Below are 13,641 nucleotides of genomic sequence, written 5' to 3'. Positions count from 1 at the left end.
AATATTTTTGATAATGATCTGCGAGATGAATAATTTAACAGATAAATACGTCTAAAGTTCGCTGAGCTTGAATATAGTTTCTAACCGCTATATACATAACTCTCTTCCAATGATTTTTTGACATATTAGGTGCTAGAATTACTGGGTCTAATAAAACTTCACATACATCATCTATATCATATCCTTTATACTTCATAGAGTATATTTGAGGAAGTAAAGTGCTAAGCTCTTCACCTGCTGAGGTAGAATACCTTTGCTGTAAATTGAACGTATAGAAATGAGTCTTTACTCTATCTTTATCAACACTATCCCAGCTATCTGGCGGGTCAGCATAGTAATTTATAGTTATATCATCAGTCCCATTGTTTTCTAGATTTGCGCTCATCCAGCGACTATCATAGTATAAGCTATGGTCTAAGTAAGGATGTAAAATCTGCTCACCTTTGTTTTGAGCAAAATTGCTGCCCTTCCCATACTTATTACACCGTTCACAAGAGGGTATCAGATTTAAAGTAAAAATAGAAAATTGAGGAAATTTAGATTTAGGTAAATAATGATCTAGCTCCATTGGAGAGCCTATACCGCAATAAGGGCATATGCCTTTAGCATTAACCATAATTTTGTCGTATATCTGACGAGCAGGCTTACCTTGTTTAGCAAAGAAGGTTGTATATATGTATGTCAGTTCTGAATGTAATAGCTCTAAAATAACTTTTGGATCATTCTTTTTGTTTTTGCTATATCCTTTTAGAGAGTAAAGTTCTTGTAATCCAGCTTTATTGCTATAGTCAACGAATGACTTTGACATTATAGGTGTCGCACTTTCCAATCTATTCTTTAATTTCGTATCTTTAATTATCCCTTCACAACAGAGTTGAATAACATCATCATTGAATGGAAAATCTATATCAAGTTTTTTCATTCTTTACTCACTATCTTTCGAACGAAGTAAAGATTTAAGAATCAACCTACCTTCTAGACCGAGTTGATTTTCGTATTCGTTGATAATACTTTGATAAGTACCACCATTAGATACAGACTCTGCTAGTAAATTATAGAAACCTGATTTTTCAACCTCTAAGCCGAAAACATCTCTAGTTAAAGTGCCAACATTCTCACCAAAAGTTTCAATATTAGGACGAGAACATATAGACTCATTACCTGTTCTTATTATTTTCCATACACACGACTTCGGTACTTCTTGTAATACAACAGGTGAGTGGGTAGCAATTATAGCCACCCCGTTATGATAGATTAATATGTCTGATAGAGTTCTTATAAAGGCTGATAATAATGGAGGATGTAAATGACTTTCAGGTTCATCAAGCAATACTAGAGTTTTTTCTTCTACAGTAGCTAATAGCTGAGTTAAAATAATTAGTACAATTGCATGACCTGAACTCATACTTTTGATTTTCTCTAATGCTTTTTCTTCAAGTTCTTTCTTTGTATAGCTAACTAACTCTTTTAAATTCATTTCAGAAAAATTACTATCAGACTCTAAAGTTTGAATTGCACTTAACCATCGATTTTTTTTCAAATGAAGACATATTTTGAGTGCTTTAATAAACTCAAAATACAACTCATCAATGTTTTTAAGACTTTCTTTTTTGTTATCACTCTTTAAGCCTATGTAGCTATAACGAGTCCCTTTTGTGGGATCATTCTGTTCTTTATAAGGCTTAAAAGGATCAAACGCACTAAATGAAACTGAAACCATTCTACTGAAGTAACCTTTAGAAATGTCCACCTCTCCTAAATAAAAGTCTTCAGTAACAAACCTATAAGTTGGACTCTGAATTCCTATCACCGCATCAATCATTCCATTCAATATAGTAGTTTTTCCTATACCGTTTCTACCAATAAGTACATGAATATTAGTATTAGGCTTGGACTCTGGATAAACTTCGAAGTCCAGAGCAATATTTGAAAAACTATCCATATTTTTACGTAAAAACTTAAATTTAAACTCGGTTAATGGAGCGTTACCTTTTAATACTCTATTATATTGATTTTTTATAGTCGTTAAACTAACGCTCCTCAACAAAGATGTCTCAAAAACTGATTCATCTTCAATATCTTTAATAATATCAGTATTATATGCAATATCTCTAAGAGAGGTTAGTATGGTTATTTTTAAACTTTCTGTAAGTTGGTTAAATTTACTATAGTAGTCAACACCTCCACCTATGGAAAAATATTTTTTATCTAAATTTATAAACTCTTTATCGATTGCAGAGTAAGTATGTTGAGATTCTTCTTGTCCTTTAAAAGCTATTTGAACAAGACCCATTTCATGCTTTTTACCCTGTTCATCAAATATGACTAAAGAAAAAGTAGTATAAAAACCATAGTCATTCCAGTTATCTTTTACAAGAATAACCTTGCTTACAGAGCTAGAAGGTACATTCCAAGGCTTATTGACAACAGTTACTAACATAGCTATCTCAGTTAATCTCAATGTAATATCGATAATAGTAGATTGTCAGCTTACCAACTACAAGCGCAAAGCAGTACTAGCTACAAAATTATCAACCACTAAAACGTCAAACCTAAGCGCTTCCTACTCACCTAGAGGGCGTTTTTTACTTCACAACCTGTATAGACATATAAGTCAATATCTACCCCGCACTTTGCTTATTTTATAGCCCTCATTTGCTATACTAGCCCAACTTTATCGGTTAAATACCCACTTATAACACCCTCCCAAACAGCATGGTAGCCTTATGAAATTCTCAAAGTTCGGTCAAAAATTTACCCAGCCTACTGGCATCTCACAATTAATGGACGATCTAGGCGATGCGCTAAAAAGCGATCAGCCAGTCAACATGCTCGGCGGTGGTAACCCTGCCAAAATTGATGCCGTCAATGAGCTGTTTTTGGAGACGTATAAGGCACTAGGCACAGATAACGATACAGGTGAAGCCAATAGTAGCGCGATTATCAGCATGGCGAACTACTCCAATCCACAAGGGGATGCAGGTTTCATCGATGCCTTGGTTGGCTTCTTTAACCGTCATTATGATTGGAACCTCACTTCAGAAAATATCGCTCTGACCAATGGCTCACAGAATGCGTTTTTCTATCTATTTAATCTATTTGGCGGTGCGTTCGCTGATGAGAATAGCGAGACTATCGACAAGTCTATTCTACTGCCATTGACCCCTGAGTATATCGGCTATAGCGATGTGCATGTGGAAGGTCAGCATTTCACCGCGGTATTACCGCATATCGATGAAGTGACACATGATGGTGAGGAAGGCTTCTTTAAATATCGTGTGGATTTTGACGCGTTAGAAAACTTGCCAGCCCTAAAAGAAGGTCGTATCGGCGCGATTTGCTGCTCACGCCCGACCAACCCAACTGGTAACGTGCTGACCGATGACGAAATGGCGCATTTGGCTGAGATTGCCAAACGCTATGACATACCGCTGATTATCGATAACGCCTACGGTATGCCCTTCCCTAACATCATCTACTCTGACGCGCATCTGAATTGGGATAACAATACGATTCTATGCTTTAGCCTGTCGAAGATTGGTTTGCCTGGTATGCGTACTGGTATTATCGTGGCCGACGCCAAAGTGATCGAAGCGGTCAGCGCGATGAATGCCGTGGTCAATCTAGCACCGACACGCTTTGGTGCAGCGATTGCTACGCCATTGGTAGAAAACGATCGTATCAAGCAATTATCTGATAACGACATCAAGCCGTTTTATCAAAAGCAGGCCACCCTTGCCGTTAAGCTGTTAAAAGAAGCCTTGGGTGATTATCCGTTGGTCATTCACAAGCCTGAAGGCGCGATATTCTTATGGTTATGGTTTAAAGACTTGCCGATTAGCACACTGGATCTATACGAGCGTCTCAAAGAAAAAGGTACGCTTATTGTGCCAAGTGAATACTTCTTCCCTGGTGTCGATGTTAGCGATTATCAGCATGCACACGAATGTATCCGCATGAGTATCGCCGCTGATGAGCAGACGCTAACGGATGGTATTAAAGCAATTGGTGAAGTCGTACGTGAGCTGTATGATGAAGCCAAGAAATAAGATGAGCTGCTAGAATTATAAATTCAAATAGCAAAATGAAAAAACGGACTAATTAATAGTCCGTTTTTTTATGGCGTTTGGTTAGTGAAGTCGATTTATTGGTTGGTCGAAATATAGTCGTCCACTTATTCAGTGCAAAGAGCACATACGGCAGCATACAAGTATTGATCAAATCACGGATGCTCGCGAGTATCTGATCACGGCTTAAGCCTGTCAAGCCAAGTGATTCAATCGTATCTCGATTGTCCAAATACTCACCCAACAGCGCAATGCAAGTTACGATGATCAGAGCAATAAATGACCGAATACCTTGGCTTTTGATAATAGGTCGCAGCGCAACCAGACACAGCAGATAAACACCGACACCGACATAGATATGTAAGGCATCTTTGGCAAGGCCAGTTGTTTCCACAACATTCATTTTAAAGGCAGTAAAATCCACTGAGATATTCCAAGTATAAGCAAGTAGAAAATAACTGAGCGTATCACTAAACCATGATGGCTAAACTATAATAGCTACAGAATGGCAGCTACAAAGTGATGGCTGAGCATAAAAAAGGCAGATTATACAATTGATAATCTACCTTCTACTAAATTAAATATTCACTTCACGTTTATCAACTATTTACACATTCCACTCTACAAAGTTCTTGAGCAGTTGCAAGCCAGCAGTATGGCTCTTTTCTGGATGGAACTGGGTGGCAAATAGATTGTCTTGGATCACACTAGCGCAGAACGGTTGCCCATAGTCACATACCGCCGCCACTTGTGAGCTATCGGCAGGTTCACAGTAATAGCTATGCACAAAGTAAAAATGCGCGTTGTCTTCGATACCGTGCCATAGCGGATGGTCAACATCCATACCGCTAATGGTATTCCAGCCCATATGCGGTACTTTTATCGTCGCGCCCTGCTTGTCTTTCCACGTAGGGTCAAACGCTTCTACAGTGCCGTTTAAGATGCCTAGGCAATCCGTGCCACCATTTTCAGCTGACTGCTCAAACAACGCCTGCATGCCCACACAGATGGCCATAACGGGCTTGTTAAACACTGCATGGCGTATAACGTCATCAATTCCTGCTTCATGCATACCAGCGATACAATCACGCATCGCACCCACACCAGGGAAAACGATTTTATCAGCCGCCGCGACGACTTTTGGATCATTGGTGATAGAGACTTCTGCCCCAACTACCGATAGGGCTTTGCTAGCAGAGTGCAGGTTGCCCATACCATAATCTAGTAGTGCTACTTTAGTCATCGATTGGTTCTCATTTTTAAATATTTTGACTACTGTACTATTTATATTATTGACCATTTATATTGTTGGCTATTACTAAGGTGTAGATAAGGTTTTGCTACAAGGAAGTCAAGCGCAGGCTGTACAACTAGTACGCCAAGCTTGACTGGCCCTTTTGAGTAATCTTGTAGAAGAGCCTTAAATGCGCCTTAGAAAGCTTCTTTGGTCGATGGCAATGTATTTAACGCGCGCTCATCATATTCACAAGCCATGCGCAGGGCGCGAGCAAAAGCCTTAAAGGTCGATTCGATTTGATGATGGCTGTTTTTGCCTTTTAGATTATCCAAATGCACCGTCATCCATGAGTGATTGACGAATCCGTAAAAGAACTCACTGAACAAATCAACATCGAAACGGCCGACGTGCGAACGCGTAAATGGGATATCCATGTGTAGACCAGGACGACCTGACAGATCGACAACAGCACGGGTCAATGACTCATCTAGCGGCGCATAAAAGTGCCCATAACGACGAATGCCCTTTTTATCGCCCAATGCTTTATTGAACGCTTGACCAAGGGTAATACCAGTGTCTTCGACGCTATGATGGTCATCGATAAAGGTATCACCGGTACATTTGATATCTAAGTCAAACAAACCGTGACGCTTAATTTGATCAATCATATGATCCAAAAATGGTACGCCAGTGTCCACCACGCCTTTACCCGTACCATCCAGATTGACGGTACAAGTGATTTGCGTTTCGGCTGTATTACGCTCAACAGTCGCGATACGTTCAGGGCGACCATATAGGTTTACGTTTTTTGACTCAGTTTGCTCAGGTGTGGCAGCAGTCGTCGTTGCATTGGCTGTCATGGCTACTCTCTATCAGTTTTTTATCAGTGAAAAGCGGTCAATAAATAAGGCAAAAACCTGCCCAAAATATTTTACTAGTGTCTGGGTCAGACCTTAGCAGAAAATGATATATACAAAAGATATCAACATATTAGGGTTTATACATACTAAATATTATATAGCCTCATCATAGCAAACCCTAACATTTACTGCCACGACCAAGCGGTAAACCACGCACAAAATCACGTCATTCTGCTAAAATAGTGTGTTCAGTTTTATCAATCATGACTAGCGCTGGCTTTGATGACCCTTACTTACAGCACTACACGCTATGACATCGTGCTGTCTCATACTGCTAATTTATACTATAGAAACCCTCTATTTATAGGAACTGCTATGCCTTTAGAAGCGATCGCCATTAATAGTTTGGATGCGCCACTTATCAAAAAACCTGCTCGCGACAATGAGCTAGCAGAGCGCTTGCAAGCGTTGTACGATAGTGATGATGCACAGCCTGATGGTCTCGAGGTATTAAATATCGTTGAGCAAGGGTTTAAACGTGGACAGTATCTGTATGTTGGGATGTTCAATGATAAGCCTATCGCTGCGGTCGCCTGCTTTGATGACGGGCAGACCAACGCTAAGCGTCTGCAGTACCTCACCGTGCATTCCGAAAACCGTAAACGTGCTATCGATGCCAAGTTTATTAAACTGGTCTATGATTGCGAAGTTAGAAAAGGCGTACGTGAATTTGTCCCTGCTGACGCTGATATTCACCGTATCATGAGTGAGTACGAACTATTACGTGTAAAAGACTAAACTGAGCACTAAAACGGTTAGTTTTACTAATATCTGATTATTTATCGTCTTTTATCAGATATAATGCAAAAATTGCTTGACAGCTGAGCCTATATTTAGTTTAATAGCGCCTCAACGAAGACGGCTCGATAGCTCAGTAGGTAGAGCAACGGATTGAAAATCCGTGTGTCGGCAGTTCGATCCTGCCTCGAGCCACCATTCGTTAATAGAATTCTAAAAAGCCCTGAACAGCAACGTTCGGGGCTTTTTTTATGTTTAAATTTTACCGTATTCTTTAGCGTTCATTTGATTCATGTGTTGCTCTTATTCGTATAGCCGACCACTATTCGTACAACCGACCACGTAATAGTAAATTACAGCGCTCACGCGAATCCAAGTCGTATATAGTTGCGCGGTAATCAATACCGTGACGCCCCTCAAAGAATATCACTCGGTCGCCTACTGCCAAAAAACAAGACGTACGCGCATCATAGATAAAGCCATCTATCACGAATGCCAAATCGCGATCTATCTCGCGTACCGTATAAGTCTCCCCTTGCGGAATTAAGCGTTCAAACCACGCGCTGTGGGCAGTCGTATTGGCCAGTACGCTTGTCGTTAGCAATAGCCACGCTACCAGTATATTTTTGGGTAATCGCAAGCGGCTCAGCTCATTTACACTTATCTTATTTCTCAACATAACATTTCTCGTAGCATTGTATTCGTCATACTCATAGCCTTCATACGTCTCACGGCTGACTTTACCATAACCATTTTCGCCCATCTCTTTTGATGCTAAATACCTACTGTCACGGTTGCATAACATTTTTGTGCTTTTTTCTAAACAGCTTGGCTAAGTATACTCAATAACCATATACGAATAGATAAAAATAATAGGTTATAGATATGAGAGAGTTTGATTACGACTTGGATTATAAGAGTTTGGATTTGCGCGCTCAGCCTGAGTTGTACCGTGTCGGTCGCGGTGAGCAAGGCGTATTACTGGTAGAGCCTTATAAGTCTGAGATTTTACCCCATTGGCGCTTTGCGACTCCTGATATCGCCCGCGAGAGTAGTGAAGCTATCTATCAGATGTTTTTAGATTACTTAGCTGATGATGACTTCATCGGCGCAGATATGGCGCGCAAGTTTATACAAATGGGCTATACCCGTGCTCGTCGCTATGCCAATCATAAAGGCGGCAAAAAATATAAAGGTGCGGTACCTGATGATAAAAAAGGTCAAAGCGGCGCCCATGGCCGCGAAGAGTTGCCACGACAAGAGGAAGACCCTGTCAAAGTAGAATCCGCACGGATTTTTAAAGTTAAATGGGACGAATGCCGTGAGAACGAAGATTATTTAAGAATGAAGAAAGAGCATCGTGAACGCTATAAAGATGTCGAATAGTTGCTAATACTCAAGACATTAAGTACAACAGATAACTAAATTGACTGGCCTCAAAATGCTACTGTGCTAAGGTATGGCCAATATAATAAATATAACGATTTCCAATAGTGAGGAACAATGAATAAGCAGCTTTTAATTTTTGATTTTGATGGAACGCTCATTGATAGCGTACCCGATTTGGCCGACGCAACCAACGCCATGCTAACCACATTGGGTAAAGACACCTACCCTATCGAGACGATACGTAACTGGATAGGAAATGGTTCACGATTGCTTGTAGAGCGTGCCTTGGTTGGCAAGGTAGAAGTAGCAGATGGTGAGCTAACGGTTGAGGAAACCGATCATGCAGAGCAAATATTTTTTGAGGCTTATAAAAACCTCAGTGGTAGCAAAACCGTTGCCTATCCAGATGTCGATAACGGACTCAAAAAGTTGCACGCAGCTGGCTATACGCTTGCTTTAGTCACCAATAAACCCATTCGATTTGTACCGAAGATATTGCAGTCGTTTGGCTGGCAAGGTTTGTTTAGTGAGGTAATGGGCGGCGACAGTTTGCCTGTCAAAAAACCAGACCCAACGCCCCTACTACACGTCTGTGAGACTCTCAACTTTAGTGTCGATCAGGCAGTTATGATTGGAGACTCTAGAAACGATATGTTGGCTGGACAGAACGCCAATATGGACACGCTCGGCCTATCTTATGGTTATAACTACGGGCAAGATATTCGCGTATTAAATCCGACCGAAGCATTTGACCACTTTGCTGACTTGGTTACTTGGATTATGAAAGATAAAGCCTAATCTATATGAAGTCTATCTTTCATCACAGTGTAACTTGCTCAAACAGAGATTACGCTTTACTGCGATAGCTCAGCGCCTCAGATACGTGGGCGCTGTTGATATCGGTACTGTTAGCCAAATCCGCGATTGTACGCGCCACCCGTAATACTCGGTGGTAGCCACGCGCTGATAAATTTAGCCGCTGCTGAGCAAGTTGCAATAACTGCTTTTCATTGTCGCCTAGCTGGATATATTCATCGATTTCGCTAGGGCTAAGCTCATTATTAACCTTTTGCTGGCGCTGCATTTGATGCTGATGCGCGACCACTACGCGAGCCCGTACTTGCTTAGAGGTTTCACCTACCTGACTATTTTGCAGATCGGCAATCGGTAATGCAGGCACGGTAATATGCAAATCAATACGATCTAAGAGAGGTCCAGATAGTTTGTCTTGATAGCGTTTGATCTGCTCAGGTCGACAGCGACAACGTCCTGATGTATCGCCATCATAGCCACATGGGCAAGGATTCATCGCAGCAACCAGTTGAAAATTCGCCGGAAAGGTCATTTGAGAGTTAGCGCGGCTAATAGTAATTTGCTTAGCTTCTAGCGGCTGACGCAATACTTCCAGCACACTCCGATCAAACTCAGGTAACTCATCTAAAAACAACACGCCTTTATTAGCTAGCGTAATCTCGCCCGGTTTTGGCCGTGAACCACCACCGACTAGTGCTACTGCTGATATCGTATGATGTACTTGTCTAAATGGCCGCGTCCCATAGTTGTAGTCGCTGTCTGCCACCGAATACGTACTGGCAACCTCTAGTGCATCCTCATCACTCAAGTCTGGCAATATCGTTGGCAATCGTGATGCCATGAGTGTCTTACCTGACCCCGGTGGCCCTGTAAATAACAATGAATGGCCGCCCGCAGCGGCAATCTCTAACGCGCGCCGAGCATGGTGCTGTCCTTTGACATCAGCTAAATCCACTTGATAGCCAACATGCTGCTGTGCAGGACTAGGCTGTACCACTGCTAGACTCTCATAGCTTGCACTTGGGTCAACGAGTGACTGTAAATGGTCGCAAACTGCTTTTAAGCTCTGTGCAGCTAGTATCGTTACGCCATCAACGCGGCTGGCCTCACGACCATTATCAATCGGCACGATCAGTTGCGGTGTTATCGGCGGCAGGGTATCTGGATTACTTTGCCCTTGTTCATTGGCTTCTACCTGAGACAACGCTATTGCCAATTTCTCAGCTTTAATTGCCCGTGCAACTGCCAAACTACCAGTTACTTGTCGCAATTGACCATTGAGCGCTAATTCGCCAATAAACTCAAATCCTGATAGCACCTCTGGCTCAAGCTGTCCGCTTGCTGCCAGTATACCGATAGCAATTGGTAAGTCTAAACGCGCGCCATCTTTAGGCAAATCAGCAGGGGCTAAATTAATAGTGAGGCGGCGGTTAGGAAACTGGAAACCTGAATTGAGAATGGCGGAGCGTACCCTGTCTTTACTCTCACGCACGGCGGCCTCAGGTAGGCCAACGATGGTCAATGCAGGTAATCCTTGCGATAGATGCACTTCAATGATGACCTTGGGTGCATGCAGACCAACCACCGAACGGGTATAGACTTGGGCAAACGACATCAGCATCTTCCTAATACAGAGTGTCATTGATAATAAAGTATTATTTATCAACGCGCAAACGTCGTGTTTTATTGCTGGTGTAGAGAGAATCACCACAACCTCAGCGTCGTTCTGAGGTTTTTTATTTGTAAATAATAGCTCTATTTTAATATTTAAGAATACTCACCGACCACCCCACTGCTAACAAGGATTTGTTATACTATCTACTATACATTTAGCGATACATACTGCTGCTGATGACGTATTCGAATCTTATTATTAATCGTTGATACAAGCGAAAAATAAACACCAAATCCGAAATCATTGACTATATAAAAACCAGCAGTATCTAGAGTAAAAACGAGGAATATCGCATGACAGACTATTTAGAACAGAACACTCAGCAGCCCTACAACCGTGCGGACGAGCCGCCCACGACTGTGCGCCCTGTTATGCAACCTGACAACCCTTATGCCAGTACACGCGGCAGCATTACTAGCAAGCAGCTACCAGCATTTGATGAGGCAATCATCAATAAGTACAATCGCTCAGGGCCACGTTATACCTCTTATCCGACTGCTTTAGAATTTACTCCAATACCGGATAGCTTTGAGGCTATCGGTCTTGAGACAAAAATCCTGCAGAGTCGCGAAGCGCGTGCTCCTTTATCACTATATTTTCATATTCCGTTCTGTCGCCACCTTTGCTACTACTGTGCTTGTAATAAGATTATTACCAAAAAAAATAGTGATTCTGGTGATTACTTGCAGTATTTAATTACTGAAATTACGCATAAGCGCCGTTTGTTATCTGCGCCAGAAGGCAGCGACAAACCATTGGTCAAACAGCTACATTTAGGTGGTGGTACACCAACGTTTTTGCGTGACGAAGAGATGGTGCAATTATGGGAGTTTTTACAGACTCAGTTTGAGTTTTTGCCAGAAGATGAAGGTGACTATTCTATCGAAATTGATCCTCGTGAGCTGAGTGAAAACACTCTAAAAATATTGCGTAATCTCGGTTTCAACCGTATTAGCTTAGGTGTGCAAGATTTAGATGAAACCGTGCAAATCACTGTTAATCGTGTGCATTCCGCAGAGCTTATTGAAAGCGTGCTAACAGAAGCACGTGAGCTTGGTTTTCGCTCTATCAATATTGATTTGATTTATGGTTTGCCGCATCAAACACCTGATACGTTGGACAAAACTGTAAATCGTATCATCGAGATGTCACCAGACCGCCTATCGGTCTTTAACTATGCGCATTTGCCTGAGCGATTTAAAGCCCAACGTCAGATAAAAGATGAAGACTTGCCCAGCCCAGCTGCCAAACTGACGATGCTCGGCAGTACTGTTAACACATTGACCGAAGCCGGCTATCAATATATCGGTATCGATCACTTTGCCAAACCTGATGACGAATTGGCTATCGCCCAGCGTGAAGGTAAATTACATCGTAATTTTCAGGGTTACACCATCATGGGTGACTGTGACTTATTGGGCTTTGGTGTCTCATCAATCAGTCAGATTTCTAATGCCAATACGCGTTATATTTTGCAAAACGATACTGATCTACAGAGCTATCAAGCCAAGATTGATATGGCGAAAATCAATCCGACAGTCATGCCTGCAGTAAAGTACATTAAAACCTCTATCAAAGACCGCTTGCGTGAATATGTCATCATGAACCTACTATGTCATGATTATCTCGATTTTAAAGATGTGAATCAAAAATTTGGTATCGATGCCATTACCTACTTTATTAATGAGATTCAGCAGTTGGGCGCTATGCAAGACGACAGACTGATTGATATGGATGCAGCAGGTATTCGCGTCTTACCTAGAGGTCGCTTGCTTGGTCGTAACGTCGCTATGGTATTTGATGAATACTTAGAAAAGAAACACCAAAACCGCTTTTCGAAAGTTATCTAAGCTAGCGAGTCATTCGTCCAATTAATAGACATAAAAAAGACCTCAAGCGAGGTCTTCTTTAATGTTGCTATAACTTTTTACACTTTTAATTTATCACCGACCATACCTTTTACGGTACTTAAGATATCTGCTGGTAGTACCACCATTTTAGAGTTGTCAGACTCAGCCAGTTCTCGTATCGCTTTGATATATTGCTCACCAAGTAAGTATACAATCGGCATCTCTTCCTCGCCCATCGCACTGGTAATCAAGCGAATCGACTCTTCAGAACCTCTGGCTAGTACCACTTGCGCTTCAGCATCACGGCGTGAAGCCTCCAAGCGACCATCCGCTTCTAAGATAGCAGCTTGCTTTTGACCATCAGCACGGGTCACGGTTGCACGGCGTAAACGCTCTGCCGCTGCTTGCTCTTCCATAGACGCTTGCATGGTCTGCGAAGGATTAATATCTTGAATCTCTACTGTCTTAAGCGTAATACCCCAATCTGCGATATCTTCTGAAATTGCATGTTTTAGCTTGGTTTTGATCTCGTCACGACTAGATAACGCACTATCAAGATCCATCTCACCAATAATCGAACGTAGCGACGTTTGTACCAGATTACGGATACCGTACTCATAATCTTCGATACCATAGACCGCCTTATCAGGACGCACGATATTAATATAAGCGACAGCGTTTGCAATAATAACGACGTTGTCACGAGTAATGACTTCTTGTGACGGAATATCGAGTACGATGTCCTTAGTCGTTACCTTATAAGCCACATCATCTACATAAGGGATGATGAGGTTGAGTCCCGGCTCTAGCGTTTGGCTATATTTACCCAGTCGCTGTACAACCCATTTATAACCTTGCGGTACAATACGTACGCCTTTAAACACGGTGAATACCACCAGTGCAATCAATACCACCATGACAATACTAAAGCTTTCCATAACTCATCCCTTAT

Annotated in this window: 13 protein-coding genes and 1 tRNA gene; 6 read left to right on the top strand and 8 right to left on the bottom strand. The window is 41.8% G+C overall.

Annotated elements, in window-relative coordinates:
* Nucleotides 1-34: 34 nt before the first annotated feature.
* A complete protein-coding gene (locus ACQKC9_RS08630; RefSeq protein ID WP_427621395.1) occupies nucleotides 35-922 on the bottom strand; it encodes an HNH endonuclease in 888 nt (295 codons plus the stop codon).
* Nucleotides 923-925: 3 nt separating this feature from the next.
* Nucleotides 926-2,440 (bottom strand): AAA family ATPase, encoded by a 1,515-nt coding sequence (locus tag ACQKC9_RS08625; protein ID WP_427621394.1) that lies wholly within the window; start codon nucleotides 2,438-2,440, stop codon nucleotides 926-928.
* 286 nt (nucleotides 2,441-2,726) lie between these two features.
* Here ACQKC9_RS08625 and ACQKC9_RS08620 point away from each other — a divergent pair, with 286 nt between their 5' ends.
* Complete coding sequence (locus tag ACQKC9_RS08620; RefSeq protein ID WP_427621393.1) at nucleotides 2,727-4,049, top strand: valine--pyruvate transaminase; 1,323 nt, start codon at nucleotides 2,727-2,729, stop codon at nucleotides 4,047-4,049.
* A 52-nt stretch (nucleotides 4,050-4,101) separates the two neighbouring features.
* Here the strand turns inward: ACQKC9_RS08620 and ACQKC9_RS08615 are convergent, their stop codons facing one another.
* From ACQKC9_RS08615 to hisB, 3 genes are all read right to left on the bottom strand, one after another.
* Nucleotides 4,102-4,470, bottom strand: coding sequence for a hypothetical protein (locus ACQKC9_RS08615; protein WP_424510487.1), 369 nt, complete (start codon nucleotides 4,468-4,470; stop codon nucleotides 4,102-4,104).
* 204 nt (nucleotides 4,471-4,674) lie between these two features.
* The gene (hisH, locus tag ACQKC9_RS08610) at nucleotides 4,675-5,310 is read right to left on the bottom strand and encodes an imidazole glycerol phosphate synthase subunit HisH (protein WP_427621392.1); all 636 of its coding nucleotides are present in this window, start codon (nucleotides 5,308-5,310) and stop codon (nucleotides 4,675-4,677) included.
* A 188-nt stretch (nucleotides 5,311-5,498) separates the two neighbouring features.
* The gene (gene hisB, locus ACQKC9_RS08605) at nucleotides 5,499-6,164 is read right to left on the bottom strand and encodes an imidazoleglycerol-phosphate dehydratase HisB (RefSeq protein WP_347162766.1); all 666 of its coding nucleotides are present in this window, start codon (nucleotides 6,162-6,164) and stop codon (nucleotides 5,499-5,501) included.
* Nucleotides 6,165-6,539: 375 nt separating this feature from the next.
* Between hisB and ACQKC9_RS08600 the strand changes: the two genes are divergently transcribed.
* A complete protein-coding gene (locus ACQKC9_RS08600) occupies nucleotides 6,540-6,962 on the top strand; it encodes a hypothetical protein (RefSeq protein WP_427621391.1) in 423 nt (140 codons plus the stop codon).
* A 122-nt stretch (nucleotides 6,963-7,084) separates the two neighbouring features.
* Nucleotides 7,085-7,160: transfer RNA gene (locus ACQKC9_RS08595), tRNA-Phe, on the top strand.
* A gap of 124 nt (nucleotides 7,161-7,284) precedes the next feature.
* Here the strand turns inward: ACQKC9_RS08595 and ACQKC9_RS08590 are convergent.
* Nucleotides 7,285-7,767 (bottom strand): hypothetical protein, encoded by a 483-nt coding sequence (locus ACQKC9_RS08590; RefSeq protein WP_427621390.1) that lies wholly within the window; start codon nucleotides 7,765-7,767, stop codon nucleotides 7,285-7,287.
* Nucleotides 7,768-7,847: 80 nt separating this feature from the next.
* On the opposite strand from ACQKC9_RS08590, the gene ACQKC9_RS08585 reads away from it, so the two are divergent.
* A complete protein-coding gene (locus tag ACQKC9_RS08585) occupies nucleotides 7,848-8,348 on the top strand; it encodes a DUF4385 domain-containing protein (protein WP_427621388.1) in 501 nt (166 codons plus the stop codon).
* A 117-nt stretch (nucleotides 8,349-8,465) separates the two neighbouring features.
* Nucleotides 8,466-9,149: a phosphoglycolate phosphatase gene (locus ACQKC9_RS08580; protein ID WP_427621387.1), complete on the top strand. Its 684-nt coding sequence runs from the start codon at nucleotides 8,466-8,468 to the stop codon at nucleotides 9,147-9,149.
* Nucleotides 9,150-9,198: 49 nt separating this feature from the next.
* On the opposite strand, the gene ACQKC9_RS08575 is transcribed toward ACQKC9_RS08580, so the two are convergent.
* Nucleotides 9,199-10,779: a YifB family Mg chelatase-like AAA ATPase gene (locus ACQKC9_RS08575; protein WP_427621386.1), complete on the bottom strand. Its 1,581-nt coding sequence runs from the start codon at nucleotides 10,777-10,779 to the stop codon at nucleotides 9,199-9,201.
* A gap of 431 nt (nucleotides 10,780-11,210) precedes the next feature.
* On the opposite strand from ACQKC9_RS08575, the gene hemN reads away from it, so the two are divergent.
* Nucleotides 11,211-12,689: an oxygen-independent coproporphyrinogen III oxidase gene (hemN, locus tag ACQKC9_RS08570; protein WP_427621431.1), complete on the top strand. Its 1,479-nt coding sequence runs from the start codon at nucleotides 11,211-11,213 to the stop codon at nucleotides 12,687-12,689.
* A gap of 77 nt (nucleotides 12,690-12,766) precedes the next feature.
* Here the strand turns inward: hemN and ACQKC9_RS08565 are convergent, their stop codons facing one another.
* Complete coding sequence (locus tag ACQKC9_RS08565; RefSeq protein WP_057762202.1) at nucleotides 12,767-13,627, bottom strand: SPFH domain-containing protein; 861 nt, start codon at nucleotides 13,625-13,627, stop codon at nucleotides 12,767-12,769.
* Nucleotides 13,628-13,641: the final 14 nt, after the last annotated feature.

Origin of the sequence: Psychrobacter sp. NPDC078409, assembly GCF_050268505.1 — a bacterium.
GTDB lineage: Bacteria > Pseudomonadota > Gammaproteobacteria > Pseudomonadales > Moraxellaceae > Psychrobacter.
Note: the sequence above shows the minus strand (reverse complement) of the source record. Positions and strands in the feature narration are given on the sequence as shown.